This window comes from Pseudomonas sp. FW300-N2A2 (assembly GCF_017351735.1).
GTDB lineage: Bacteria > Pseudomonadota > Gammaproteobacteria > Pseudomonadales > Pseudomonadaceae > Aquipseudomonas > Aquipseudomonas migulae.
The window spans coordinates 1-25,148 of sequence record NZ_JACNDU010000030.1; the positions used below are offsets into that span (position 1 = coordinate 1).

The 25,148-nt window shown below is 60.2% G+C and carries 24 protein-coding genes; 8 read left to right on the forward strand and 16 right to left on the reverse strand.

Annotation, left to right across the window (positions count from 1 at the left end):
- Nucleotides 1–118 precede the first annotated feature (118 nt).
- The 5 genes from J4E42_RS24820 to J4E42_RS24840 form a co-directional block, all read right to left on the reverse strand.
- Nucleotides 119–1,522 carry a heavy metal sensor histidine kinase gene (locus J4E42_RS24820; protein WP_207286388.1) on the reverse strand — a complete coding sequence of 468 codons (1,404 nt, stop codon included), beginning with the start codon at nucleotides 1,520–1,522 and terminating at the stop codon, nucleotides 119–121.
- Complete coding sequence (locus J4E42_RS24825; RefSeq protein WP_008043704.1) at nucleotides 1,519–2,190, reverse strand: heavy metal response regulator transcription factor; 672 nt, start codon at nucleotides 2,188–2,190, stop codon at nucleotides 1,519–1,521. The genes J4E42_RS24820 and J4E42_RS24825 overlap by 4 nt, the downstream gene beginning before the upstream one ends.
- Nucleotides 2,191–2,230: 40 nt before the next feature.
- Nucleotides 2,231–2,488, reverse strand: coding sequence for a DUF2790 domain-containing protein (locus J4E42_RS24830; protein WP_008032450.1), 258 nt, complete (start codon nucleotides 2,486–2,488; stop codon nucleotides 2,231–2,233).
- Nucleotides 2,489–2,611: 123 nt separating this feature from the next.
- Nucleotides 2,612–3,382 carry an alpha/beta hydrolase gene (locus tag J4E42_RS24835; RefSeq protein WP_008043703.1) on the reverse strand — a complete coding sequence of 257 codons (771 nt, stop codon included), beginning with the start codon at nucleotides 3,380–3,382 and terminating at the stop codon, nucleotides 2,612–2,614.
- A 246-nt stretch (nucleotides 3,383–3,628) separates the two neighbouring features.
- The gene (locus J4E42_RS24840) at nucleotides 3,629–4,531 is read right to left on the reverse strand and encodes a LysR family transcriptional regulator (RefSeq protein ID WP_207286389.1); all 903 of its coding nucleotides are present in this window, start codon (nucleotides 4,529–4,531) and stop codon (nucleotides 3,629–3,631) included.
- Nucleotides 4,532–4,673: 142 nt separating this feature from the next.
- Between J4E42_RS24840 and J4E42_RS24845 the strand changes: the two genes are divergently transcribed.
- The 6 genes from J4E42_RS24845 (at nucleotide 4,674) to J4E42_RS24870 (ending at nucleotide 11,741) form a co-directional block, all read left to right on the forward strand.
- Nucleotides 4,674–5,975: an FAD-binding oxidoreductase gene (locus J4E42_RS24845; RefSeq protein ID WP_207286390.1), complete on the forward strand. Its 1,302-nt coding sequence runs from the start codon at nucleotides 4,674–4,676 to the stop codon at nucleotides 5,973–5,975.
- 51 nt (nucleotides 5,976–6,026) lie between these two features.
- Entirely contained in the window at nucleotides 6,027–7,115 is a 1,089-nt protein-coding gene (locus J4E42_RS24850) for a polyamine ABC transporter substrate-binding protein (protein ID WP_207286391.1), read from the forward strand.
- Between the two features lie 314 nt (nucleotides 7,116–7,429).
- Nucleotides 7,430–8,401, forward strand: a complete 972-nt coding sequence (locus J4E42_RS24855; RefSeq protein ID WP_207286392.1) for a tripartite tricarboxylate transporter substrate binding protein — start codon at nucleotides 7,430–7,432, stop codon at nucleotides 8,399–8,401.
- A complete protein-coding gene (locus tag J4E42_RS24860) occupies nucleotides 8,398–8,892 on the forward strand; it encodes a tripartite tricarboxylate transporter TctB family protein (RefSeq protein ID WP_008032439.1) in 495 nt (164 codons plus the stop codon). Before J4E42_RS24855 ends, J4E42_RS24860 begins: the two co-directional genes overlap by 4 nt.
- A gap of 24 nt (nucleotides 8,893–8,916) precedes the next feature.
- Nucleotides 8,917–10,425: a tripartite tricarboxylate transporter permease gene (locus J4E42_RS24865; RefSeq protein ID WP_008032438.1), complete on the forward strand. Its 1,509-nt coding sequence runs from the start codon at nucleotides 8,917–8,919 to the stop codon at nucleotides 10,423–10,425.
- Nucleotides 10,426–10,742: 317 nt separating this feature from the next.
- Nucleotides 10,743–11,741, forward strand: a complete 999-nt coding sequence (locus tag J4E42_RS24870; protein ID WP_008032437.1) for a bile acid:sodium symporter family protein — start codon at nucleotides 10,743–10,745, stop codon at nucleotides 11,739–11,741.
- Nucleotides 11,742–11,760: 19 nt separating this feature from the next.
- On the opposite strand, the gene J4E42_RS24875 is transcribed toward J4E42_RS24870, so the two are convergent.
- Both J4E42_RS24875 and J4E42_RS24880 read right to left on the reverse strand, forming a co-directional pair.
- Entirely contained in the window at nucleotides 11,761–13,326 is a 1,566-nt protein-coding gene (locus tag J4E42_RS24875; protein WP_207286424.1) for an aldehyde dehydrogenase (NADP(+)), read from the reverse strand.
- Between the two features lie 6 nt (nucleotides 13,327–13,332).
- Entirely contained in the window at nucleotides 13,333–13,962 is a 630-nt protein-coding gene (locus tag J4E42_RS24880) for an isochorismatase family cysteine hydrolase (protein WP_207286393.1), read from the reverse strand.
- Nucleotides 13,963–14,062: 100 nt separating this feature from the next.
- Between J4E42_RS24880 and J4E42_RS24885 the strand changes: the two genes are divergently transcribed.
- Nucleotides 14,063–14,569, forward strand: a complete 507-nt coding sequence (locus tag J4E42_RS24885; RefSeq protein WP_008042728.1) for a helix-turn-helix domain-containing protein — start codon at nucleotides 14,063–14,065, stop codon at nucleotides 14,567–14,569.
- 47 nt (nucleotides 14,570–14,616) lie between these two features.
- Here J4E42_RS24885 and J4E42_RS24890 read toward each other — a convergent pair whose 3' ends face one another.
- From J4E42_RS24890 to J4E42_RS24915, 6 genes are all read right to left on the reverse strand, one after another.
- Nucleotides 14,617–15,786 carry a M20 aminoacylase family protein gene (locus J4E42_RS24890; protein ID WP_207286394.1) on the reverse strand — a complete coding sequence of 390 codons (1,170 nt, stop codon included), beginning with the start codon at nucleotides 15,784–15,786 and terminating at the stop codon, nucleotides 14,617–14,619.
- Between the two features lie 25 nt (nucleotides 15,787–15,811).
- Nucleotides 15,812–17,044: a diaminopropionate ammonia-lyase gene (locus J4E42_RS24895; protein ID WP_207286395.1), complete on the reverse strand. Its 1,233-nt coding sequence runs from the start codon at nucleotides 17,042–17,044 to the stop codon at nucleotides 15,812–15,814.
- A gap of 59 nt (nucleotides 17,045–17,103) precedes the next feature.
- Nucleotides 17,104–17,880 (reverse strand): amino acid ABC transporter ATP-binding protein, encoded by a 777-nt coding sequence (locus J4E42_RS24900; protein ID WP_008032422.1) that lies wholly within the window; start codon nucleotides 17,878–17,880, stop codon nucleotides 17,104–17,106.
- Nucleotides 17,873–18,538: an amino acid ABC transporter permease gene (locus tag J4E42_RS24905; RefSeq protein WP_207286396.1), complete on the reverse strand. Its 666-nt coding sequence runs from the start codon at nucleotides 18,536–18,538 to the stop codon at nucleotides 17,873–17,875. Before J4E42_RS24905 ends, J4E42_RS24900 begins: the two co-directional genes overlap by 8 nt.
- Before the next feature lie 8 nt (nucleotides 18,539–18,546).
- Nucleotides 18,547–19,188, reverse strand: coding sequence for an amino acid ABC transporter permease (locus tag J4E42_RS24910; RefSeq protein ID WP_207286397.1), 642 nt, complete (start codon nucleotides 19,186–19,188; stop codon nucleotides 18,547–18,549).
- A 115-nt stretch (nucleotides 19,189–19,303) separates the two neighbouring features.
- Entirely contained in the window at nucleotides 19,304–20,281 is a 978-nt protein-coding gene (locus J4E42_RS24915) for a transporter substrate-binding domain-containing protein (protein WP_259331713.1), read from the reverse strand.
- Between the two features lie 261 nt (nucleotides 20,282–20,542).
- Between J4E42_RS24915 and J4E42_RS24920 the strand changes: the two genes are divergently transcribed.
- The gene (locus J4E42_RS24920) at nucleotides 20,543–21,007 is read left to right on the forward strand and encodes an Lrp/AsnC family transcriptional regulator (RefSeq protein WP_008032416.1); all 465 of its coding nucleotides are present in this window, start codon (nucleotides 20,543–20,545) and stop codon (nucleotides 21,005–21,007) included.
- A gap of 63 nt (nucleotides 21,008–21,070) precedes the next feature.
- On the opposite strand, the gene J4E42_RS24925 is transcribed toward J4E42_RS24920, so the two are convergent.
- The 3 genes from J4E42_RS24925 to J4E42_RS24935 all read right to left on the reverse strand — a co-directional run bounded on the left by J4E42_RS24925 (nucleotide 21,071) and on the right by J4E42_RS24935 (nucleotide 25,078).
- The gene (locus J4E42_RS24925) at nucleotides 21,071–23,506 is read right to left on the reverse strand and encodes a TonB-dependent receptor (RefSeq protein WP_207286398.1); all 2,436 of its coding nucleotides are present in this window, start codon (nucleotides 23,504–23,506) and stop codon (nucleotides 21,071–21,073) included.
- 91 nt (nucleotides 23,507–23,597) lie between these two features.
- Complete coding sequence (locus tag J4E42_RS24930) at nucleotides 23,598–24,575, reverse strand: FecR domain-containing protein (protein WP_207286399.1); 978 nt, start codon at nucleotides 24,573–24,575, stop codon at nucleotides 23,598–23,600.
- A complete protein-coding gene (locus J4E42_RS24935) occupies nucleotides 24,572–25,078 on the reverse strand; it encodes a sigma-70 family RNA polymerase sigma factor (RefSeq protein WP_207286400.1) in 507 nt (168 codons plus the stop codon). Before J4E42_RS24935 ends, J4E42_RS24930 begins: the two co-directional genes overlap by 4 nt.
- Nucleotides 25,079–25,148: the final 70 nt, after the last annotated feature.

Here is a 25,148-nt window from a genome sequence, read left to right on the forward strand (position 1 = left end):
GAGCCTTTTGGTTACTTTGGGGCTTTTCCAAAGTGACTCGCCGTAAGGGCGAAACCAATAGCCGGCGTTACCGCAGAAAACGGATATACACACTAAATGCTAAAACACCAAGCCAGCCTCACTCACCCACCCGCCGCCCCGGAAAAAACAACTCAAAACACGTCACCCCCTCACTGCTGCTCACACTGTAAGCCCCGTTATGCAACTGCATGATCGTCGCCACGATCGACAGCCCCAAGCCATTGGAATGAGCCGAACGCTCGCGGGATTCGTCAACCCGGTAAAAGCGTTCAAACAGCCGGGGCAGGTGCTCGGCAGGGATGGTCTGGCCAACGTTACGCACGACCACCCGGATCCCCTCAGCCGAAGGTATGGCGCGAATGACCAGCTCAGAATGCGCCGCGCCATATTTGATGGCATTGGCGCACAGGTTGGCCAACGCACGGCGCAGCAGCATCGGCTCAGCCCAGATCACGCCGCTGCCCTGGGCATCGATGCTGATCCCGACATCCGCCGCCAGCCCTTCAAAATAGTCGGCCATACGTTCCATTTCGTCAGCGGCATCCAGCTCCTGGCGTTGGCTCAGGGCACTGGCCGGGTCGGTACGCGCCAGAAACAGCATGTTGTCGAGCATCCGCGCCAGACGCTCAAGCTCTTCGACGTTGGAGGCGAGCAGTTGCTGATAGGCCTCGACGCTGCGGTTCTGCTGCAACGCAACCTGGGTTTCGCCGAGCAGGTTGTTGATCGGCGTGCGCAATTCATGGGCCATGTCGGTCGAGACCTGACCCAGTTGCACGAAACCCTTGCCCAAACGGTCGAGCATTGCATTGAGCGCGTCGATCATCGGCAGCAGCTCCCGTGGCGCGCCCTGGCCATCGAGGCGCTCGGTGAGGTTGCCGACACCAATGCCGTGGGCATGCCGGGCCAGGCGTCGCACGGGCAGCAGGCCGCGATGCACCAGCAGATAGCCGGACAGCGCCAGCAGAATCGCCGCCACGCTGGCGAAGAGGTACACGTTGAGGCGGTAACGGGCGAGCACGGCGGTGCGCTCGGTCATCAGGCGTCCGGTGACCACCTGCAAGCTGCCCATATCGTCGGATTCGATGGTCGCCGCGACGGCCGCGAAAGGGACGCCGTCCACGCCGGGATAGTGCTGCACATCGGCCAGGCTCAACGGATGGTCCATCGACACCGGTGCCAGCGATGGCAAGGCGAGGTTGCCGGGATTGACCACCAGCAGCGGTTTTTGTCCGGCGGCGCCAATGGTCAGCAGGGCTTCGCGATTGCCCAGCATGTTCTGGAACAGCGCCGGTTTGGTCTTGATCAGCTCCAGCGTATTGCTGTCGTTGAGGAAGGTGCGCAGTTGATCGATGCGGTTCACCAGGGCCGCGTCGTCGCGGCGGATCAGCTCGCGCTCCAGGTCGCGGTACAGCGCCACGCCCAACAGGGTCAGCGAGACAAACGCGAGCAGGGCAAACACCAGCGCCAGGCGCAGTGTCAGGGAATGGCGAAGGCGACTCATGCCTGGGTGTCGAAGCGGTAGCCGATACCGCGCACGCTGTGGATCAGCTTGAGCTGGAACGGGTCATCGATTTTCAGGCGCAAGCGACGCACGGCGACGTCGACGACGTTGGTGTCACTGTCGAAATTCATGTCCCAGACCCGTGACGCGATCATCGAGCGCGACAAGACCTGGCCTTGATGCGTGGCAAACAAATGCAGCAGGGCGAATTCCTTGTTGGTCAGGGTGATCTTCACGCCTGCGCGGGTGATGCGGCGCTTGAGCACGTCGATCTGCAGGTCGTCCACCTGCAGTTGTTCTTCTTCGCGGGTGGGGCCGCGGCGGGTCAGGGTGCGCAGGCGCGCCACCAGTTCGGCGAAGGAAAAAGGCTTGATCAGGTAATCGTCGGCGCCCAGTTCCAGGCCCTTGATGCGGTCGGCGATGTCATCCCGCGCGGTGAGAAACAACACCGGCGTGTCGGCTTCCTTGCGCAAGCGGCGCAGAACCTCCCAGCCATCCATTTTCGGCATCATCACGTCCAGCACGATGACATCGAAATCGTGCTCCAGAGCCAGGTGCAGGCCATCGATGCCGTCCCGCGCCAGGCTGACGGAGTAACCGAGCTCCTGCAGGCCGTTGAGCAGGTAATTGCCTGCCTTGGGTTCGTCTTCGACTACCAGGATATTCATGGGGTTTGTGCCTCAGCCAATTGGCGCCAGTGTAGCCGGATCAATGATCGTTGGTGCAGCCCGTGCCGTTGACCTGGTAATCGAGGACGTGCTCGCGACCCTGGTGGTCGAGGTAGTCGAGTCGCGCCGGGATCACGCCGCATTGCTGCGAGATGTCGGTACTGGCGAGGACTTTGGCGACGTCCATGTGCACGAAGAAACCGGTCTTGTCGTGGATCACCGGCGCAGTGGTCTGCGTATCGGCAAACGCCGAGCCGGTGGCGAGGAGGGCGGCGAAACCGAGGATTAACATTTTCATGAGGTGTCTCTCTATTCAGGTTGGCTGCCGGGAATGGCCTGACAGTGAGTTCAGGTTAACCAGGCGATCCGGACAGCCGACCAACAGTTCAATGACAAAGTTGTAATGAAACCGGGCCTGGCGTTATGGCTGGCGGCCGGAGGCTTCGAGGATCAGGTCGGCGATTTCTTTGGAATGGGAAACCAGCGACAAATGGCTCGACGGCAGCTCGATGGTGGTCGCGCCCATGCGTTTGGCGAGGAAGCGTTCGAGGTCCGGGTTGATGGTCTGGTCGAGGCTGGAGACCGCGTACCACGACGGTTTGCTGTGCCAGGCGGCTGCGGTGGTGCGATCAGTGAATAGGGTTTTGGCAATCGGCTGCTGCACGGCGAACAGTTGCATCGCCTTGTCGTGGGGCACGTCGCTGGCGAAATATTTGAGGAAGGCATCCTGTTTCAGGCTGACGAAACCGTCGTGTTCTTCGGTGCCGGCTCGCACGGGCATGGTCGGGTATTTGGCTGACAGGGCGACGAAATCTTCCCCGGCGTCCGGGGCGCGGGCCGCGACGTAGACCAGCGAGCTGACCTTTGGATTGACCCCGGCTTCACTGACCACGGTGCCGGCGTAGGAGTGGCCGACCAACACCGTCGGGCCGTCCTGTTGGTTGAGTACACGCTGGGTGGCGGCGACGTCATCGGCGACCGAGGTCAACGGGTTTTGAACGGCGGTGACGTGCAATCCGGCGGCCTGTAACCGCGAAATCACGTCCGCCCAACTTGAGCCATCAGCCCATGAGCCGTGTACCAGCACGACGTTGTCGGCCTTGACCGGCGCGATGTCGCCGGCCATGGCGGAGCCGGTGCCGAGCATCAGCAGGCTGGCGGCGATCAGGCAGAGTTTGTTCAATGGTTTCATGGTATCGACCCTTGTCATCATCAGTGGGAGGCGTCACCCGGTGTGGGTGACTGACGACGCCACTTTAGGAAGCGAGGGTGCTGGCTACGCTGACAACTCGATGACAAGTTTGTAATGCACGGCTGTCGGGTTTTGCGGTGATCTTGCGACCGTCATCGCCGGCAAGCCGGCTCCTACAAGTACGTGGTGTTTGTACCGAATCCTTGTAGGAGCCGGCTTGCCGGCGATGGGGCCGGTGGGATGCACCTAAGGCTCAAGCGCTTCCCTTTCAGCCTGCTGCGCAAACCATTGCAGGACCATCGCGCAAGCCGGATGAGCAACGGCTGAAGGTTGCAGATTCAACGCGTAAATACCGCGTGTTGCCAACGGCCGGCCAAACGGGATAACCAGTACCCCTCGCTCTATCGACTCGCCTGCCAGCGTCATATCCGTCATCGCCACACCCAATCCTCTCGCCGCCGCGTCCAGCGCCAGTTCATCGAGGTTGAAGGGGATGTGCCGGTAATCATCCAGCGATTTACCGCCATTGGCCGACAACCACTGAGCCCAATCATTGCGGTCCGCCGAGCGATGCAACAGCGGGAAACTCACCAGGTCTTCCACCGCTGCCAATGGCCGCGTCGAGGTGCCCAGCCCGGGCGCGCACACCGGCACCAACGCTTCCTTGAACAAGGTCAGGCTATCCGGATCAGCAGACGGCTCGGGCAGATAGAGAATGTACGCATCACTGTCGATGGCCGGCTCCACCACTTCTGTCGCCACGGTCTCGATCGACAGCGAAACCTGCGGATGACTTCGATAAAACTCGCTCAACTTCGGCAGCAACCAACGAACCGCCAGCGACACATGCATGCGGATGCGGAAGGGGCGTTCCTGTGGCGAGAGGCGGTCCTCCAGGGTTTTCAGTTGCGCCAGGATATTTCGTGCGGTTGCCAACACCTGTTCGCCTTCCGGCGTCAGTCGCACATGGCGGCTGTTCCGCGCAAACATCGGCACGCCAAAGTGGCTTTCCAGCAGCTGAATCTTTCGGCTCACCGCACTTTGGGTCAGGCACAGCCTGGCGGCCGCTTGGGTGAAGCTGCCCGAGTCGGAGACTTCCACCAGCGCCTGCAAGGCCTGGAGCGAAGGAACGTGGCGAATTTTATCCATGCGTTTTATGAATGGCTCGATGATTTTATAACGTTGGTTGTATCACTACAGGCCTTATAGATTCTAGCTCTGGCGAGCGTTTCCGGAAACGTCCATGCGATTACAGCATGCGCTCGCAGAATGACAGTCAATGAGGTGAGGCATGACCAATGAATGTGGCTGGATTGCGCAGGCGGGAAGTTCAGCCGCTCGCGGTCCTCTCAAAGGCACGGTAAAAGCCGACTGGCTGATTATCGGTGCCGGTATCACCGGGCTGAGTGCCGCGCACTCGCTCGCGCAATTGCACCCTCAGGCGCGGATCGTGATCGTCGACCGGCAGCGTGCGGCGCAGGGCGCTTCGGCGCGCAACTCAGGCTTCGTCGTAGGCCACGAACATCCGACCAGGGACGAGTTGATCGGCAACCACGGGTTTGCCGGTTATGAAGTGGACACCGCGATTTCACGGGCTGCCAGCGATGAAGTGCGCCAACGCATCGCCCGTCACGGTATCGAATGCGACTTCAGGGATTGCGGTTACTTCTTCGCGGTCAGCGACCCAGGCAAGTTGACCGATGTCGAGGGAAAACTGGCCACGCTACGCGCCGTCGGTGCCTCTGCTGAGTTTCTGCAAGGTGAGCAACTGAGCGAAAAACTCGGCACCCGGCACTACCAGGCCGCGATCTGGTGCGGTCAGGGCAACGCGCTGCTGCAACCGGCGAAATACGTGAAGGGCTTGCTGGATGCACTGCCGGACAGCGTGACCGTGTTCGAGAACACCGACATCACCGGCCTGGAGCGTCTGGGCAAAGGGCGAATTCGCGCCAATGGCATCGCTGGCAGCATCGAGGCGACGCAAGTCATGGTGTGCCTGAATGCGTTCATTCCCCGGTCGGGCATAGAGGACAGCGGAACCTTCCCGATGGAACTCAGCGCCAGCCTTACCCGTCCGCTCAGCGATGAAGAGTTCCAGTCCATCGGTGCCGTCGAACCGTGGGGCGTGCTCTCCACCCGGCCGCTCGGCGCCACGGTGCGCCTGACCCCGGACCGTCGCGTGATGATCCGCAACACTGCGGAGTACCGCTCTCGTGACCTGACCGACAGTGAACTGTTGCATCGGCGCAAACACCATGTGCTCGGCTTGCAACGGCGTTTTCCGTTTTTGGGCGAGCAGGACATCCAGTACACCTGGACCGGACATTTGAGCGCCTCGCGCACCGGGCAACCCTTTTTCGGCAAGGTCGAAGAGGGCGTGTATGCGGTGGCTGGCTGCAATGGTTCGGGTGTCGCGCGCGGCACGCTGTGGGGGCGATTGCTCGCCGAAATGGCCTCGGGCACCAGCTCGCCGATCCTCGAATCGGTCATGCGCAGGGCGCAACCGGGCTGGCTGCCGCCAAAGCCCTTGCTCGATATCGGTGCCATGCTTCGCATGCGCGTGGAGGCGGTCAGGGCCAGAACAGAAATCTAGAAACCCCGGCGATCAAAAAACAACAAAAGCTCATCAATAAGGTGATTGAACATGCGCGCGAACACAATTCCCCTGATGGTTGTACTGACCACGTTGTCGGCCGCCACGTACGCCGACGAAGTCGTCAATATTTCCAACTGGAACGGCTACATCGCCGACGACACCCTGACCAGCTTCACCCAGGCAACCGGGATCAAGGCGACTTACGACATCCACGACAGCAACGAAGTGCTGGAATCCAAGCTGATGACCGGCAACACCGGCTACGACGTGGTCAGCCCGTCGAACCATTTCCTGTCGCGCCTGATCAAGGCCGGGGCCATTCAGAAACTCGACCGGAGCCAACTGCCGAACTGGAAAAACCTGGACCCGGCGCTGATGAAAAAACTCGAAGTGAACGACCCGGGCAACCAGTACGGCTACCCATACATGTGGGGCACGGCGGGGATCGGTTACAACGTCGAGAAGATCAAGGCGATCTTCGGCAACACCGATGTCACCCATTCCTGGAAGCTGTTTTTTGAAGAAGAAAACATCAAGAAACTCAGCCAGTGCGGCGTGGCGATCATCGATAACCCGACGCAAATCCTGCCGATCACCCTCAATTACCTGGGCCTGCCGCCCCATAGCCACGAGCCGGCGGACTACAAGAAAGCCGAGCAGGCGCTGCTGAAAATCAGGCCGTACGTGCAGTACTTCCATGCGTCCAAGTACATCAGTGACCTGGCGAACGGCAATGTCTGCGCGGTGATCGGCTTCAACGGCGACATCGTTCAGGCGGCCGCCAGCGCCAAGGAAGCGAACAACGGCATCGACATCGCTTACTCGATTCCTGATGAAGGCTCGACCCTGTGGTTCGACATGGTGGTCATGCCCAAAAGCGCGCCGCACGAGAAAAACGGCTACGCCTACATGAACTACCTGCTGACACCGCAAGTCATTGCCAACATCAGCAACAGCATCCACTACGCCAACCCCAACCTCGCCGCGGATCAATATGTGACCCCGGCCGTGAAGCAGGACCTGGCGATCTACCCGCCGAAGAGCGTGCTGGACAAGCTGTTTACCGTCGATGAACTGCCGGCGGCGATTGCGCGGTTGAGCACGCGTCTGTGGACCAAGTTGAAAACCAATACTTGAGGTTGATTGCCCCTTCCTTGACTGCGCGAGTCAGGGAAGGGGCAGTGTCAGCGGGTCAATCCCCGTCAACGACGCTCAAAGCCATCGCGCAACCCTGCAACTACTCCCACCGCGACGGCCACCACTTTGAGTCCGTGCAACGCCCCGCGCGTTCATTCAGGCGTCTTCCTGAAATGAACTGATTCACTGTTGTATGCCGCCATTCAAACCATGGCCTACGCTTATCCCGAGATGGCTGTTCAACGATCCGGATTTATGCCCGGACCGACGTTCAGCCGGCGCCCCATAAAAACAAAAGTCCCGGGAGAAAACGCATGTTCGCATCGTTACGTCGATCCACCCTTTGCCTCGCGGTTGTCGTCACTGCCGCTGTGCTCACAACGCCTGCCTTTGCGCTGGAAACCGTCAAGTTCATGGCCCCAGGTTCGGTGGGGGGCGGTTATGACCAGACCGCTCGCGTGCTGGGCAAAGCCTTGATTGAAGCCAACGCGGCCAAATCCGTCACCTTTGAAAACAAGGGCGGCGCAGGTGGCACGCTGGGGCTGGCGCAGTTTGCCAACAGCACCAAGGGCGATCCGGATGCGCTGCTTGTGATGGGCGCGATCATGGTCGCTGGCATTGAGCAGAACAACCCGCAGATTACCTTGAAGGATGTGACGCCGATTGCCCGGTTGTTCACTGAGTACAACGTAATTGCGGTGCGCAAGGAATCCGAATTCAAAACCCTGGACGACTTGCTGAAAGCCTTCAAGGAAAAACCGACCAGCATTGCCTGGGGCGGGGGTTCCAAGGGCTCGATCGATCACATCGGTATTGCTGAACTGGCCGCGAAAATGGGCGTCCCGGTCAACAAGGTCAATTACGTCGCTTTCGCCGGCGGAGGTGAAGTGGTTGCCCAGGCGTTGGGCGGGCAGATCAAAGTCATCACCGGCGGTTATGCCGAACTTGGCCAGTACATCAGGAGCGATCAGTTCCGTGTACTCGCCATCGGCGCACCGGAGCGCGTTGCAGGCATCGACGCCCCGACGCTTAAAGAAAGCGGGTATGACGTGATCATCGGCAACTGGCGTGGTGTTTACGGTGCCGCGGGCCTCACGCCCGAGCAACGCAAGGAAGTCACCGACGCCGTGGTGGCGGCCGCCAACAGCAAAGTCTGGAAAGACAACATCGAAACCAACAAATGGTCGCCCAACATCCTCACCGGTGACGAGTTCGGCAAATTCGTCGATGCGGAGCACGTGCGGCTGCGGGCAATGCTGGTGGAAGTGGGGCTGGTCAAGCCATGAGTCAATCGCGTGCAATCGTGCCGGTGCAACTGGCGATTGGCGTCGGTGTGCTCGCCATTAGCGCCATGCTGGGCTACGGCGCCTTTCTGTTTCCCGAGGAGATGGGGTTCGTCATCCTGGGGGCGTACGTCTATCCCTACGCCGTGGCGGTATTCCTCGCGGGCGTGGGGGTGGTTCTGTGCTTTCAAGCCGTCACCGGCGGTTTTCGCGAACTGGCCGATCACGATGACGAATCCGCCAAAGTGGTGCCTGGCGGCAAAGCGGGGGTGGCCTGGGTGACGGGGGGGCTGCTAGGCGTTGCCGTGCTTATCAATCTCATTGGCTTTGTCCTGTCGGCCGCGTTGTTGTTTGCCTGTTCGGCGAGGGGTTTCGGCAGTCGTCATCCGCTGCGCGATCTCGCCATCGGCATTGCCCTGACGCTCCCGATTTATTGGCTGTTCAATGCCGGGCTGGGGGTTTCCCTTCCGCCGCTTGTCAACGCCTGGATCTGATTCAGGCCGCAGGAGATCAACAGGGTGGATATTCTCGCAAGCCTGGCAATGGGGTTTTCCTCGGCCCTGACGCCGATCAATCTGATGTGGGGGTTCATTGGTTGCCTGCTCGGCACCGCCATCGGCGTCTTGCCGGGCATCGGGCCGGCGCTGACTGTGGCGCTGTTGCTGCCCATTACCGCGAAGGTCGATCCCACCGGCGCGCTGATCATGTTCGCCGGTATCTACTACGGCGCTCAGTTCGGTGGTTCCACGACTTCCATTTTGCTCAATACCCCAGGGGAATCGTCTTCCATGGTCACGGCCCTGGAAGGCAACCTCATGGCCCGCAATGGTCGAGCGGGGCCGGCCTTGGCCACGGCGGCCATCGGGTCCTTTGTGGCAGGCACTGTCGCCACGGTTCTGCTGACCTTGTTCGCGCCCATTGTGGCGAAACTGGCACTGAAGTTCGGGCCTGCGGAGTATTTCGCGATTCTGGTGCTGTCGTTCACGACGGTGTCTGCGGTGCTCGGGGCGTCGATGTTGCGCGGCTTTGCATCCCTGGGGATTGGCTTGACCATCGGTTTGATCGGGCTGGACTCGACCTCGGGTATCGCTCGTTACACCTTGGGCGTCCCGGAGCTGGTGGATGGCATCGAAGTTGTGCTGGTGGCGGTCGGGCTGTTTGCGGTGGGCGAGGCGTTGTACAGCCTGCTGTATCAGAAAGAAGAGGCTTCCGGCCGACACCGCATGTCCTCGTTGTGGATGACGCGCGCCGACTGGAAGCGCTCGGTTCCGGCCTGGCTGCGAGGGACACTGATCGGTTTTCCCTTCGGTTCGATTCCGGCCGGTGGTGCGGAGATCCCGACGTTCCTGTCCTATTCGACCGAGCGCAAACTCAGCAAGTATCCGAAAGAATTTGCCGCCAACAAAGGCGAGGGCGCCATCGAGGGCGTCGCCGGCCCTGAAGCGGCGAACAACGCAAGCGCCACAGGTTCGTTGGTGCCGTTGCTGACGCTTGGTATCCCGACTTCCGCCACGGCAGCCATCCTGTTGGCGGCGTTCCAGAACTACAACCTGCAACCGGGGCCGCTGCTGTTTGAAACCTCGGGTGCACTGGTCTGGACCCTGGTGGCCTCGCTGTACATCGGCAACGTCATCCTGCTGGTGCTGAACCTGCCGTTGGTGGGGCTGTGGGTCAAACTCCTGCAAATCCCCCGGCCTTATCTGAATGCCGGGATTCTGGTGTTCGCCACCATCGGCGTGTATGGCATGCGTCACTCATCTTTCGACCTGTTGCTGATGCTGGCGATCGGGTGGGGCGGGGTGTTGATGCGGCGGTTCGACTTCCCCGTCGCGCCGGTGATCGTGGGCATGCTGCTGGGGCCGATGGCGGAGAAACAGCTGCGTAACGCGTTGTCGATCAGCGAGGGCGACTGGACGGTGTTTCTGACACAGCCGATTTCCGCCGCGTTTCTGGCGTTGACGTTACTGGTGCTGGTGGTGCCGCATCTGCTGCACGCCAGGGGTATCAAGTTGCATGAGGATGATTGACTAACAGCCAACCGGCTTCTTCGGGTGTACTTGTTCCCCTGTAGGAGCCGGCTTGCCGGCGATAGCGTCCTTTCAGGCGATAAATATGTGGACTGACCCACCGCTATCGCCGGCAAGCCGGCTCCTACAGTTGATTTGTGTCATGGTCGAGTACCGCGTCCGCATGAAGTTGCCGCCCCCCGTTGTTTTTGCTGATGAATACATTCGCATCAACGTTATGTCCGTTAGGCGATATCTACTGGCTTGTTAGCGTTAGTCGGTAATCGGCAGGCGCGTTAGAGTCGACCCACGCCCCTCGCCACCACCGGATAATACCGATGACCCGCCCCCGCTTTTTACCCGACAACTTCACCCTGACCCTGATCGGCGTGGTGATTCTCGCCAGCCTGCTGCCCGCCAGTGGTCAGGTCGCGGTCGGTTTTGGCTGGCTGACCAACATCGCCATTGCCCTGCTGTTTTTCCTGCACGGCGCCAAACTGTCGCGTGAATCGATCATCGCCGGGGCTGGCCACTGGCGCCTGCATTTGCTGGTGTTCAGCCTGACGTTTGTCCTGTTCCCCTTGCTTGGGCTGGCGCTCAAACCCTTGCTGTCGCCGATGATCGGTGCCGACCTGTACATGGGCATGCTCTACCTCTGCGCGCTGCCCGCAACGGTGCAGTCAGCGATTGCGTTCACGTCCCTGGCGCGCGGGAATATTCCGGCGGCGATTTGCAGTGCGGCGGCCTCCAGCCTGTTCGGGATTTTCCTCACGCCGTTGCTGGTGACCTTACTGCTGAATGTGCACGGCGAAGGCGGCTCGACGCTCGATGCAATTCTGAAGATCAGCGTGCAACTGCTGCTGCCGTTCATTGCCGGACAGATCGCCCGACGCTGGATCGGCGCCTGGGTTGCGCGCAACAAGAGCTGGCTGAAATTCGTCGACCAGGGCTCGATCCTGCTGGTGGTTTACGGCGCGTTCAGCGAGGCGGTGATCGAAGGGATCTGGCATCAGATACCGCTCTGGGAACTGGCCGGACTGGTGGTTGCTTGCTGTATTTTGCTGGCGTTGGTCTTGCTGGCGTCCACCGTGCTGGGCAAGGCGTTCGGCTTCAATCAGGAAGACCGCATCACCATCCTGTTCTGTGGTTCGAAGAAGAGCCTGGCCACCGGCGTGCCGATGGCCCAGGTCCTGTTCGCCGGCAGCACCATGGGTGTGTTGATCCTGCCGTTGATGCTGTTCCACCAGATTCAACTGATGGTCTGCGCCGTGTTGGCGCAGCGCTATGCCAATCGCAAGGAAACCATCCCTGAACTCATGGCTCAGGTTGATCCTTGATCTCCGGTCTGGCTGACAACTATTGCCCGTCGACGAGGCGAGGCAGCCCCAACGGGTTGAAATCACGCAATACCTCAGGCAACAGCGCGTCCGGAAAACCCTGGTAAGCCACCGGCCGCAGGAAGCGTTCGATCGACGTCATGCCCACCGAGGTGAAGCGACTGTCCGAGGTCGCCGGAAACGGACCGCCGTGAACAGTGGCGTGCGTCACCTCCTGCGGATGGGCGAAGGCGTTGACGACGATGCGTCCGGTTCTGCGCTCCAGCACCGGCAACAGGCGCCGGGCCAGTGGCAAGTCAGTTGTTTCGAGGTGCAGGGCGGCGCTGAGTTGGCCTTTGAGCGAGCGGGCAATGGCGAGCAGTTCTGCCTCGTCCTCGACGGTCACCAGCAGCGCCGATGGTCCGAAGACTTCCTGCGACAGGGCGGCTTCCTCGAGGAAACGTTGGCCGGTGACCTCCAGCAATGCCGATTGGCCGTCAACGTCGGCGCTGGCGGCCGTGCCTTCGGCGATGCGCTGCGCACCGGCGTTTTCCATCGCGGTGAGACCGTTCAGGTAAGACGCATGGATCCCCGGCGTCAGCATCGTGCGGGCTGCAGCCTCACTGACGCGCTGCACCATGGCGGCGCGCAGCGCTTCGAGCCCAGCGCCTTTGATCGCGATCAGCAGCGCGGGTCTGAGGCAGGCTTGCCCGACATTGACCAGCATGCGCTCGATAAAGCCATCGCCGATCTGCGCGCCGCGCTCGGCCAGGGCTGCGGGCAGGATGAATGTGGGGTTGATGCTGGTCATTTCGGTAAACACCGGGATGGGATCGGGCCGCAGTTGCGCACGCCGATACAGCGCCATGCCGCCTTGTTCCGAACCGGTAAACGTCACGGCTTTAATCAAAGGATGATCGACCAGCGCTTCGCCGATGGTGTTGCCGCTGCCGCGTACCATCGAGAAGACCCCCTCGTGCAACCCGTGCTCCTGCACGGCCTTTTGGATGGCCCGCGCCTGGATTTCCGAAGCCCCCGGATGGGCGTTGTGCGCTTTGAGGATGACGGTCGCGCCGGCGGCCAATGCCGAAGCGGTGTCGCCACCGGCCACGGAATAGGCAATCGGAAAGTTGCTCGCGCCGAAAATGGCCACCGGGCCGATGGCCATTTTCTGCAGGCGATGGTCCATGCGCGGGCGCGGCTGACGATCAGGTTGTGCCGGATCGATGGCCAGTTGCAGGAAGCGGCCTTTGCGCACGACCTCCGCGAACTGACGGAACTGGACGGCGGCTCTGCTCGCTTCGCCCTCAAGCTGAGCTTCTGGCAGACCTGTTTCGAGCGCGGCCCGTGCCGCCAGCTCCTTGCGGGTGGCCTCGAGATTGTCGGCAATGCTCTCGAGAAACGCCGCGCGCCGTGCGAGCGACGTATGGCTGTAACTGTCGAACGCTTCGTCCGCGAGCGTTGCTGCCTGGTGGACTTGCGCGACGCCGCCGAGGGCAAAATCCGGTTCGATCAGCGTGTTGGTCGCGGGGTTGAGCGCTTTCATCGTTCCTTCGGTGGCCGCGACATCGTGGGTCCCGATGATCAGGTTTCCTGTCAGTGTCATCATCGGTTATTCCTGCCCTTCGAGGGCGGCGACGAGTTCGTCCGTGGTCACAATCGAATGGGCAAACGTGGGGCCGTTCAACTCGTGGGCGGCGTGCATCATTTCCGGGCGGAAGGCGGCGGTCGCATCGCGCACCAGGGTGACGTGGTAACCCATTTCCGATGCATAACGGGCGGTCGCTTCGATGCAGGTGTTGGCCAGCAGACCGACGATGATCACGTGGGTGACGCCTTTTTGCTTGAGGCGAAAATCCAGGTCGGTGTTGGCGAAACCGCTCGAACCCCAATGCTCCTGCACGACGATGTCACCGTCCTTCGGCGCAAAATCCGGATGCCATTCGCCGCCCCATTCCCCGCGAGCAAAGTGGTGCATGTGCATGATCTTGCACTGGGTCGGCGTTGGATGGTCCCAGCCTTCGTAGTCACCGTGTTCCCAGCGATGGTGCGGTACGATGACGACCGGAATGTCGAGGGCGCGAACCGTGCGGTCGAGCGTGCGCAGGTTGTCGAGCAGGCCGACTTGCTCGGCGATCGGCTTGATCAGGGGAAAGACCTTGCCGTCTTCCGAGAGGAAATCGTTGTAGGGATCGACCAGCAGATAGGCGGTCCTGTTGAGCGGATAAAGGGCGTTCGACATGACGATGTTCTCCACAAAAGTTGAGTGATCGGTGCCGGGGACTTGCCTGGGCATCTTGTTGATATGATAATCATAGTTACAGCGAAAGAGGCAAGCCCGTATGTCGACCAACATTGCTGCTCCCGACACTCTATGCCCGATTGCGCGGGCCGAAACAGTCGTGGGCGACCGCTGGACCGTGCTGGTCCTGCGTGAGTTGTTCATGGGAAGTCATCGATATGACGAGATCCAGGCGCAGACCGGCGGCACCCCGCAAATGGTCGCTACACGCCTGAAAAACCTGGAAGCCGATGGCCTGGTAGAACGCCGCCTCTACAACGAACGGCCACCGCGCTACGAGTACCACCTCACCGCGAAAGGGCAGGCCTTCTACTCGGTGGTGTTGGCACTGCGCGCCTGGGGGGAAACCTGGTGCAAGTCGCCGGAAGAAGGGTTGGCGGTGGTGTACACCCACAAAACCTGTGGCGAGCCCGCCGGGTTAGGACCGCTGTGCGCACATTGCGGTGAGCTGTTGCGCCGCGAAGAGTTGATCAGTGAGCAGAGCGCGGCGTACCGCGCAGAGAGGCAGGCGCGGCGTGAAGCGTTCAAGGGCAGTCGAAGCGCGTAGCCACCCGACAGAAAAAGCAGCACGTTGTCGTGCTGCTCTGTGGCGGGTTATCCCGCAGCGAGTGCTGTACGGGCAACTTCGGCGAAATAGTGCGCCCCCGTGGCCAGCACATTGTCGTTGAAGTCATACCTGGCGTTGTGAAGCGGAGTCCCCCCTTCATCCGCTGTGTCGCCGTTGCCGATAAACACGAAATTGCCGGGTACGACCTGCAGGAACGCGCCGAAATCCTCTGAAATCATCATCGGCTGGATGTCCGCATTCACCCGGTCCGGGCCAACAATTCGGGTCGCCGCCGCAACTGCGATGGGGGTGCACTTTTCCCAGTTCACGGTGGGTGCGAATTCATGGGTGTATTCGAACTCGCACGATGCGCCGTGGAGCCTGCAAATGCCTTCGCAGATTTCTCGCATGCGCTTTTCCAGCATGGCCTGGACCTCGGGCGCGTAGCTGCGCGTGTCGCCCTTGATGACGACGTGGGTTGGAATCGCATTGCGGATGCCATCGGTGATGAACTCTGTGCAGGAAATCACGGCCGGAACGCTCGGGTCGAGGTTGCGGGAAATCACCGTTTGCAGGGCCAGCACCACCTCGGAAGCGATGACGATCGGGTCAACCCCCATGTGCGGTCGTGCCGCGTGCGTGCCTTGGCCTTTGATCCGGATAACGAAGTTGTCCTCGCTGGCCATGATCCCTCCAGAGCGCGTCGCGATTGTGCCGACGGGCAATCCCGGCATGTTGTGAGCGCCGTAGATCGCATCCACCGGGAAGCGATCAAACAGGCCATCAGCAATCATCGCTTTGGCGCCACAGCCGTGTTCTTCGGCGGGCTGGAAAATGAAGCGTACCGTCCCGTTGAAATCGCGAGTTGTGGTCAGTAGCCTGGCGGCGCCGAGGATCATGGACATGTGGCCGTCATGACCGCAGGCATGCATTTTCCCTGCGGTTACCGAGGCGTGATGCCGCCCCGGAGCATCTTCGTGAATGTGCAGTGCATCCATGTCGGCTCGAAGCCCCACCACCGCCGGACTGTCTCCAACCTTCAAACTGGCGACCAGGCCTGTGCCGCCAATGCCCCGATGCACCTCAAGGCCCATCGACGTGAGCGCATCAGCCACGTAGTCGGACGTGTGGATTTCTTCGAAACCGACCTCAGGGTGTTGATGGAGGTGGTGACGCCAGCTGACCAGCTGCGCGTGAAACTCGTGGTCGTCGATCACTGCATGGGCTCCTGCGTTCTGTTGATCACACATTTTTTTGTAGCTGCCATTGGTGCTGACGGGCAGTGACCGCTTCCGCGGATTCACCCACCAGACGCTCGTAGACCGACGGGGCCGTCGCACCTTCGGTACTGATGATGAGCACTCGGGAGTCTCGGTCGATGCCGACTGTTCTGGCTGTTGCCGGATCGCGTAGAAGGATTTGAAGCGCTGCCAGACCGGCCACCGCCGACTCACCGGCCACCACGGGAATGTCGGTTGGACTGCCGTGAGCCAGCTGCTGCATGGCAGACACGGCGTCGTCGTCGCTGATGGTCATAAAGAAATCTACGCACGGTTCGAGGAATCGCCAGGCGAGGGGAGAGGTTTCGCCGCAGGCCAGGCCCGCCATGACCGAGTCCACCGAGCCTGTTGCTTTGGCGGGCAGGCCCTGAACCGCACTTTGGTACAGGCAATCCGCTTGCCGGGGTTCGACCATGACGAAGACGGGACGCTGTTCCTGGTAAATTTCCCAGAGGTAACTGCTGATGCCCGCTGCCATTCCTCCCACCCCCCCTTGCAGGAACACGTGGGTGAAAGGGCAGGTCGCCTGGGCCTTGCCCGTGGTTTGCTCGATCAACTCGGCGGCGATGGTGCCGTAGCCTTGCATCACATCGCGAGGGACGATCTCATAACCCTCATACGAGGTGTCCGACACCACCGGCCAACCGTTTTGTTCTGCCACGGCGGCGGTATGTTCCACCGACTCGTCGTAGTTACCTTCAACCCGGATGATGCGGGCGCCATACGCGGCAATGGCCGCCTCGCGCTCCGTACTCACGTTGGCATGCAAAACGATGACGCATTGGCAGCCGACGCTTTGAGCCGCAGCCGCCAGGGCTCGCCCGTGATTGCCGTCAGTGGCACTGATGACCGTGAAATCATGCAGGCGCTGCCGATATTGACCGGTGATGAGCCCTTTGGGATCAAAGGATTCATGGGGCATCAGCCGCAGAATCAGCCTGATCAGCGCGATCGGTGCGCCGAGTGCCTTGAAGCTGCCCAGGGGTGAACGTGTCGATTCGTCCTTGACCCAGAGCCCGGCCACGCCGAGTTCTTCAGCCATGCCCGGAAGCTCCCACAGCGGTGTCGCCGTTTGGTTCAGGTGTTCCCAACTCGATAGCCAGTCTCGTGACTCATGGGCCGCGTCGACACTCATGATGTCCTGAAGGTGTTTTGGGTAGGTGCTGCGAGAGGCGCGTGGGTTAGCGAAATACATAGCGGTTCCTTGTAACGCTGGAGAAAAGGCGTGCGCGTTTTGGCGATTTCCAGGGGCAGTCATGCCGTGGTCGTTCTGTAGCGCCCTAAAAACTGGCGAACGCGTTCACTGTCTGAGTTGGTAAAGAATTTTTCCGGTGCGGCTCTTTCAATGATCTGTCCTTTTTCAATGAACACGACCTCGTTGGAGACGGCGCGGGCAAACTCCATTTCATGCGTCACGATGACCATCGTGAAACCGTCCTCGGCCAGTGAGCGCATCACCGCCAGGACTTCCCCGACCAGTTCTGGATCGAGCGCAGACGTTGGCTCATCGAACAAGATGACTTGCGGGTTCATCGCCAAGGCTCGCGCAATGGCAACCCGCTGTCGTTGGCCTCCTGAAAGCGACCAGGGATAAGCATCGTGCTTGTGCGACAGGCCCACTTTCTCCAGCAGCGCAACCGCCTGATCATTGGCCTCTTTGCGACTGACACCCATGACGTGAATGGGCGCCTCGGTGACATTCTGAAGCACGGTCAGATGGGGCCAGAGATTGAAGCTCTGGAATACCATGGCGGTTCTTGCACGCATCGCCGCCAGTTCGCGATTGGACATGGCTTTGCCGCCGCCACTTTTAACGCCCATGCGATCACCGCCGATGTAGATTTCACCGGTATCAGGCACTTCCAGCCAGTTGATGCAACGCAACATGGTGGATTTGCCTGAGCCGGAAGAGCCCAGAATGCTGACAGTCTGTCCTCGCTCGACCTTGAGGTTGATGCCGCGAAGCACCTCAATGCCGGCGAAGTGTTTATGCAGGTCGCGGATTTCAACGACCGGGGCGGACTTATTCATGGACCAATCCTCTTTTCTGCGCTCGGCGACCCAGGCGACGAAGTAATGCCTCAACCAACAGGGTGATGGACCAATACAGTGCGATCACGAATATGAAGGGCGGCAGCGGAACAAAATATTTGGCTTGTACAGCAGAGGCCGCAGCCGTCAGATCCATCAATGTGATGATCGACAGGAAGGCGGTGTCCTTCAGCAGGCAGACCAATTGGTTGCCAAAGAGCGGCCCGGAACGCATCACCATTTGCGGGAGGAGAATCCTCCAGTACATGTTTGAGTTGACGAAGCCATGGGCATAGGCCGCTTCCGCCTGGCCTGCGGGCAGCGCGGTTCTCGCCGCCCGCAGGATCTCGGCGAAATAGGCACCGTGATACGTAATCAGGGCAATGAAACCCGCCGACCATACATCCAGGCTGATACCCAGGTTGGGAAGCCCGTAGTAAAGGAGGTACAGGAAGATCAGGAAGGGCAGCATTCGCATCAGGTCCAGCGCCCCGCGAACAAGCCGTCGAAACAGGTTGTCCTGTCCTTCCAGCAGGAAAGCGATAACGCAGGCCAACATAAATGAGCAGGCAGACGACACGCCAAAGAGTATGAGTGTGTTCTGCAGCCCGGCCGCGAACACGTCCAGGTTGTCCCACAGCATTTCAATTCCGTTCATGGGAGCCCCTACATGGCCAGGCGCTTGGCGCGCGAGTCTGCAATTCTCTGGAAGCGGACAAGTCCACCGATGATCACGATGTAAAGCAGGCCCGCCGCGAGGATGGGAGGAAGCGGATCGTAAGTGACGGCAGCGATCCGATTCGTCACGCGCGTCAGGTCCACAATGCCGATCATGGCGATCGCGGGACTGCTTTTGACCAACAGGGACATTTCGTTCACAAGCCCGGGAAGGCTGGTGGTCAACATCTGCGGGAGCATGATGCGGCGAAGTGTCAGCCCCGTGGTCATGCCGGCGGCTTTTGCCGCTTCCAGTTGTTCGCGCGAGAAACTGGTCAGGGCGCTGCGCCAGATCTCGGCGTTGAACGCCGTGGTGTTGAGGGTCATGGCCGCAATGGCCACCACCCGGGCGTCGACTTCCCAGCCGATGGAAGGCGCAATCACAAACAGAAACAGCACCAGCGTGACCATCGGTGTCGCCCTGATCAAACTGACATAGACCGCGAGGGCCTGGCTCAAGACCGGGATTTTTGCCGCCCGCAACATGGCAACGACAAGCCCCAGAATGATGCCGAGCACGATAGAAATGCCGGACACCCAAATGGTCGTCCAGGCCGCGTACACAAGCGTGATCCAGTCACTGCTTTGCATTGAAAACATCCTTCGAACAAGTCTTTTGGCCGTCGGCTACCTGCCGGGTCAAAAGAACGATCTACCGACCTGACCATCGCTGACACTTCTTGCGCCAACGATGGCGGCTCTCAGGTTATTTCGCGGTCAGTTGAGTGAACTGTGGCGCAGAGGTAATTGGCTCGCGAGGCAGGTCATCGAACGACTGTCCGAGCCATTTTTTCTGTAGTTCGGCGAGCTTGCCGGTGTCACGCAAGTGGTTCACAAAACCACTCAGGTAATCGAGGAGCTCCTTGTTGCCCTTGGCCACTGGCCAGGCGATGTAGCCCATGCTTGAAGTGGCCTCGCCAACGGCGAACACCTGTGGACGTTCCTTCACCAGCATGTTGGCGGGCACGATCGAGTTCACAACGTAGTCGAGCCGGTGGTTCGCCAGGTCGGCATACGCCTCCGGGTAGGATTGGTACTGCACGATCTTGCCAATGGAACCGCCGGAGGCTTTGAGCTTTGCATCCAGCTGCGTCAATCGGGCCAGTTGCGCACCACCGGCCTGCACGCCGACGATCAACCCGGAAAGGTCCGAGACGCTTTTGATGCGGTCATCGTTTGCGCGCTTGATGTAATGCGAGACCTCAGGGGCGACCGGTGCCACGAAGTCAAAGGCGCCCAGGCGTTCCTCCGTAACACCGGCGCCGGTGATGGCGGCGTCGTACTTCCCGGAGGTGATACCCGCCAGCAGGCCGGTCCAGGGCATGATGTCCTGATTCACTTTGAATTGAGCGTACTTGCGCAGCTCCGCGATAACGTCCTTATGGAAACCTTCGGACTCGCCGTCCTTTATAAATTCGAAAGGGTAATAACTGTCTTCGGTTGCAACGTTAAGTGTGCCGCGAGTGTTTATCTCTGCCAGGCTGGCTGCACTCGCTGCGCCGGTAATACCGAGGCTGAAGATAATACTGGCTGCGCCAACGATAAGAAAACGACCGGCCTTTGAAATGATACGGCGGTCAACTCGACTTTCTTGAGCACTGTTCATCGTGAAACTCCCATCGGTTAAGTGGTGGGGCAGTACCAAACTAAAAGCTGCGATTGGGGGTGAGATGGCGTTAGTCATGCATTCTCCGTTTTTATTGTTTTCGGCGGGTGGAGCGCAGCCCTTGCCTGACAAGCAGGTGGGATAAAACGATGCTAATGCTCAGGGGGCGCACGATTGCTCGAAAATCGCGGCGTCAAACGCACCATCGTTGCGTTTTCAGCATTTTGTTGCGCGGTGGTCAGTCCAAGTGCGTTGGTACAAGGGCTTGTGCGCAACGAATGAGCGTCCAGGTGCCTTTTCTGCTGTAATGGCTGGGCCCCAGGTGAAGGAGTTTCCCCTATGCAGCTAGATGCCTATGACCGCAAAATTCTCAACTTCCTTCAGGAAAACAACCGGATTTCCCAGCGGGAACTGGCTGAGGGCGTGAACCTGTCTCCCTCGGCAGTCAATAGAAGAATCGCCGCCCTCGAAGCGGCGGGAGTGATCAGATATAACGTGAGCATTGTCGACCCGGCAGCGGTCGGCCGACCGATTACCGTTATCGTCGAAGTTAAACTAGAGAATGAAAGACTTGATTTGCTGGATGAGATAAAGCGGCGCTTTGTGAGTTGTCCGCAAGTTCAGCAGGTTTATTATGTGACGGGGGATTTTGACTTTTTACTGGTGTTGAATGTACGAGACATGAGTGAGTACGAACAATTAACCAGGGAGTTGTTTTTCTTCGGAAACATCAAGCAGTTCAAGACGTTTGTCGCGATGCAGAATAATAAAAGAACGTTTGCGATACCCTTGGAAATTGAATGACCCTGAAACGGCCCTCCCTGCGACAGCAGCCGGAAGGAGGGCGTTGATGGTCGATCGGTGGTGTTAGAACTCCGGCGTGTATTTCACGCTGAACATCACGTTGCGTGGTTCACCGTAGTTGTTGTTGCCATTGATCTGGTTGTAGGCCGCCGTGTAGTAAGTCTTGTCGAACAGGTTGTTGGCGTTCATCGCCAGCTCGATCTCCGAGGAGAGCTGGTAGCCGACACGGGCATTCCAGACGGTGTAACCCGGTACGTTGACGACGTGGTCGTAACCCAGCGTATGGCTTTGGGTCGTGAAGCCCAGGCCGGTACTCACACGGCTCCAGTCGCCACCCAACTGGTAGTTGCCCCAGACGCGCAGCATGTGTTTCGGCGTCCACCAGCTGAAGACTTTGCCTTCGTTGTCCGGGTCCTTGAGGTACTTGGTGGTGTTGTAGGTATAACCGGCAAACAGTTGCAGACCGTCCAGCACTTCGCCGCTGATTTCGGCGTCGAGACCCTGGCTGCGTACTTTGCCGGATGCCTTCGAGCAGTACCAACCGTCGCAGTTTTGCCCACCGTCCATATCGAGCGTGGCGCGGTTTTCCTGGTCGTAACGGAACAACGCCAGGGACGTATTGACCCGGCCCTCCATCAGCTCGCCCTTGAGACCCAACTCGTAGTTCGTACCGATGATCGGTTTGACTACCGAGCCGCTTGTAGTGCGTTCGGTTTGCGGTGTGAACACGTTGGTGTAGCTGGTATAGATCGCCCATTCGCGGCTCAAGTCATAGACGATACCGGCGAAGGGGGTGACTTCACCGTTTTCGTTGCTGGTGCTTTCAGGATCGGCGGTAATGCTGGTCGCGTCCTGGCGCCACGCTTGATAGCTGTAGTCGTACCAACTGACCCGTGAGCCGAGCACCAGGGTCAGCGGATCAATCGGCTTGACCCGCCAGCTGCCGTAGAGGCCTTTTTGGCGGATGTCATACTTGCTTGGTGTCCCACGGCCACCGGGGCTATTGAGCAAACCGTCGTAGCTGATTTCGGGACGGTTGTGATCAATGTCGAAGATGGTGTCGGCACTGTTATTGAAGGTTCGGGCGAATTTGTCGTCCGACGTGTATTTGGAATAGTTGCCGCCCACCATGATTTCCTGCTGCATGGACAAGGCTTCGAATTTGCCGTTGAGGTTCATGTCCAGAGCAACTTTGGTGGAGTCCATGTCCGTCACGAAGTCGGCGTACTGCACGCCGCTGCCATCGGCATTGATGCCGTTGCCACTGGATTGCACCCGTTGGTTTTTCGCTTTATTGGTTTCAGTCATGCGCACGGCGCCGACCTTGAAGGCCCAATCGTCGTTGAAACGGTGTTCCAAGTCGGTGTAGAGCGTGGTGACATCGATGTCCGAATGGTTCCACTTCGCCCCGGTGTACGTGCTGCGCGGCAGGTCGATGGGCTTACCGCCGGCGTAGCGGGGGAAGCCGCGCACGTTCGAGCGCGATTCGCCGTCGGACTGGCTGACTGCCAGGCCCAGGGTGGTGTCTTCACGTAGGTCGAAGTCCAGCGCGCCGTACAGCGAGGTGGTCTTGTACCATTCGGAATCGACGAACGAGTGGCTGTCGTCCTGGTCGGCAATGAAGCGCCCGCGCACGGTGCCGGCCTGGTTCAGCGGCCCGCCGGCGTCCAGTTGCAGACCGTAGTGGTCCCATGAGCCGGCCTTGCCGGTGAGGGTCACTATCGGTGCGGCCTGGCCGCGTTTGCGCACCAGGTTGACCGCGCCGCCAGGGCTGCCGGTGCCTTGCAGCAGGCCGGACGCGCCACGCAGCACTTCCATGCGATCGAAGAAGATCAGGTCCTGCGTGGCCCAGTTGCCCAGCGAGTAATAGTTGCGCGGAATCGGCACGCCGTCGTACTGCCAGTCATCGATCTGGAAACCACGCGAGCTCAGGATCAGGCCTCTGCCGACGCCTTGAGCACCGACCAGGCCGGTGGTCTTGTTGGCCGCGTCCTTGAGATCGACGATGTCCTGATCGTCCATTTGCTTGCGGGTCATCACCGTGACCGACTGCGGGATTTCCTTGAGGGTGTGAGTGCCCTTGCCGATGGTCACCGCCCGCGCAGCGTAGGAGCCTGAGCCTTCGGTGGTGGCGTCGGTGCTGCGTTCGACGATGTTGGTCACGCCCAGCTGCAACGCCGCGCTGTTGTCCGGGGCTGGCTCGACGCTGAAGTTACCTTGCCCGGTCACTCGCAATTGCAGGCCGCTGCCCGCCAGCGCCTTTTGCATTGCCTGTTCCGCAGGCATCTGGCCGACCACTGCCGGGGCTTGTTTGCCCTGCACCAGCGAAGGCTCCAATGAAACGATATGGCCGCTCTGGCTGGCGATGGCATTCAGCGTGCTGGCGAGTGGGCCGGCCGGCAGGTTGAACATCAGGTCTTGCGCCTGCGACAGGGCAGGGCTCGCCAGAGTTGCCAGGGCGACAGCGGCGGAAAGGGCATGGGGCCACGGGTTGAACACAGCGTTCTCCTGAAAATGTGGAAGTGTCAGGAGATAGGTGGGACGAGAAATGAAAACCGGACACGAATGAGAGTTATTTTCAAAAAAAATATCAGCGCGACTCTTTTGCACGTATCAGCGTCAACCATGGGCTGTAGCGATCCACGCGAATCGGCAGGGTTTCCGCCAGGGCCGTGAACACCCGATCCGGATCGTTCAACGGGAATACGCCCTGGACGCGCAAGCCGCGAACCTCGGGAGCCACGCGGACAAACCCCCGGCTGTACGGGCGTAGCGCATCGACGACGTGTTCCAGAGGATCGTCCAGCACGTTCAATCGCCCGCTGAGCCAATCGGCGCGATGACGCTGATCGCCGGCCACCGGGACAATTTTCCCTGCATACAGCAAGGCCGATTGACCTTCCTGCAGGTCGAGTGTCGTGCCGTCGAACAGACGGGCTTCGATGGAGTGTTGCAGCACCACAACGCGAGTCGCATCTTGTTCCTGAGCCACCAGGAAACGGGTGCCCAGCGCCCGTATTTCACCTTGAGCGGTGCGCACCCGCAGCGGCCGCAGGGGGTCGGCCGCCACCTGAATCACCAGCTCGCCGTGGCGCAGAATCACCAGCCTTTGCTTGTCATCGAAGCGCAGGTCCACCGCGCTGCTCGCGTTCAGACTCAGGCGGCTGCCGTCGGCCAGCGTGAAATCCTGACGCTGGCCACGGCCGGTGTGCAGATCCGCCAGCAGCGAGTCACCCAGCGGGCTGCGAATGCCGAGCCACGCGCCGCCGCCCAGCAGGCCCAGGCCCGCGATCACGCGGAGCGCATCGCGGCGTGAACCGTGGGGCTGCAACAGCAGTTGCCGCGCTTCGTTGGCCTGACCGGGCAGACGCCGATCCAGGGCACGAATCGTGTTGAAGGAACCGCCAAGGCGTTCCTGCAAGGTGGCCCAGGCCCGGGCATGTGCGGGGTCCATCGCCAGCCATGCGTTGAACCGCTCTTGCAGTGCGGCATCGGGCTTGCCGGCACGAAGGCTCACCATCCAGTCGATGGCCTGCTCGCTGACCGGGTCAAGGCGCGGCGTGCTCATGGCGCCGACTCGCTCAGGTAGCACTGACGCAACGCCTGTTTCATGTAGCGGCTGACCGTGCGTTCCGAAAGCCCCATTTTGTGAGCAATCGCCACGTAGCTCAGACCGTCCAGCTGGCTGTAGAGGAACGTGGCTTTGACGACCAGTGGCAAGCCGTCGAGCGCCCGGTCGATCGCGACCAGGGCTTCGATCAGTTGCAACTGTTCTTCAGGGGAGGGGGCAAACGCCTCGGGCAGCGTGGACAGGCGTTCGAGGTAGGCCAGTTCCAGCTTGCGTCGGCGATGACGGTCAAAGATCAGTCGTCGGGCAATGGTCGACAGGTACGCGCGAGGTTGTTCGATGCTGTCGGGGTCTACCCGGGCCACCAGCATCTGGCAAAACGTATCGGCGGCGGTGTCCTCAGCGTCCGCGTGATTGCGCAGGCGCCGCTGGATATGCTGCAGCAGCCAGCGATGATGGTCGCTGAAAAAGAAGCCCAGCTTGCTGGTCGGAGGAACTTGCACCGGTTGGCTTTCCAGATGTTAGTGTGAATCGTTCTCAATACTACCTTTGAGAGGATCGCCACTGCAATCT

Coding starts and splice junctions, on each gene's coding strand:
- J4E42_RS24905 (WP_207286396.1), bottom strand. CDS start 18,538: ATGAACGGAATTGAAATGCTGTGGGACAACCTGGACGTGTTCGCGGCC.
- J4E42_RS24900 (WP_008032422.1), bottom strand. CDS start 17,880: ATGAATAAGTCCGCCCCGGTCGTTGAAATCCGCGACCTGCATAAACAC.
- J4E42_RS24820 (WP_207286388.1), bottom strand. CDS start 1,522: ATGAGTCGCCTTCGCCATTCCCTGACACTGCGCCTGGCGCTGGTGTTT.
- J4E42_RS24835 (WP_008043703.1), bottom strand. CDS start 3,382: ATGAAACCATTGAACAAACTCTGCCTGATCGCCGCCAGCCTGCTGATG.
- J4E42_RS24930 (WP_207286399.1), bottom strand. CDS start 24,575: ATGAGCACGCCGCGCCTTGACCCGGTCAGCGAGCAGGCCATCGACTGG.
- J4E42_RS24850 (WP_207286391.1), top strand. CDS start 6,027: ATGCGCGCGAACACAATTCCCCTGATGGTTGTACTGACCACGTTGTCG.
- J4E42_RS24830 (WP_008032450.1), bottom strand. CDS start 2,488: ATGAAAATGTTAATCCTCGGTTTCGCCGCCCTCCTCGCCACCGGCTCG.
- J4E42_RS24920 (WP_008032416.1), top strand. CDS start 20,543: ATGCAGCTAGATGCCTATGACCGCAAAATTCTCAACTTCCTTCAGGAA.
- J4E42_RS24910 (WP_207286397.1), bottom strand. CDS start 19,188: ATGCAAAGCAGTGACTGGATCACGCTTGTGTACGCGGCCTGGACGACC.
- J4E42_RS24860 (WP_008032439.1), top strand. CDS start 8,398: ATGAGTCAATCGCGTGCAATCGTGCCGGTGCAACTGGCGATTGGCGTC.
- J4E42_RS24840 (WP_207286389.1), bottom strand. CDS start 4,531: ATGGATAAAATTCGCCACGTTCCTTCGCTCCAGGCCTTGCAGGCGCTG.
- J4E42_RS24875 (WP_207286424.1), bottom strand. CDS start 13,326: ATGACACTGACAGGAAACCTGATCATCGGGACCCACGATGTCGCGGCC.
- J4E42_RS24870 (WP_008032437.1), top strand. CDS start 10,743: ATGACCCGCCCCCGCTTTTTACCCGACAACTTCACCCTGACCCTGATC.
- J4E42_RS24825 (WP_008043704.1), bottom strand. CDS start 2,190: ATGAATATCCTGGTAGTCGAAGACGAACCCAAGGCAGGCAATTACCTG.
- J4E42_RS24915 (WP_259331713.1), bottom strand. CDS start 20,281: ATGACTAACGCCATCTCACCCCCAATCGCAGCTTTTAGTTTGGTACTG.
- J4E42_RS24880 (WP_207286393.1), bottom strand. CDS start 13,962: ATGTCGAACGCCCTTTATCCGCTCAACAGGACCGCCTATCTGCTGGTC.
- J4E42_RS24845 (WP_207286390.1), top strand. CDS start 4,674: ATGACCAATGAATGTGGCTGGATTGCGCAGGCGGGAAGTTCAGCCGCT.
- J4E42_RS24895 (WP_207286395.1), bottom strand. CDS start 17,044: ATGTATTTCGCTAACCCACGCGCCTCTCGCAGCACCTACCCAAAACAC.
- J4E42_RS24885 (WP_008042728.1), top strand. CDS start 14,063: ATGTCGACCAACATTGCTGCTCCCGACACTCTATGCCCGATTGCGCGG.
- J4E42_RS24855 (WP_207286392.1), top strand. CDS start 7,430: ATGTTCGCATCGTTACGTCGATCCACCCTTTGCCTCGCGGTTGTCGTC.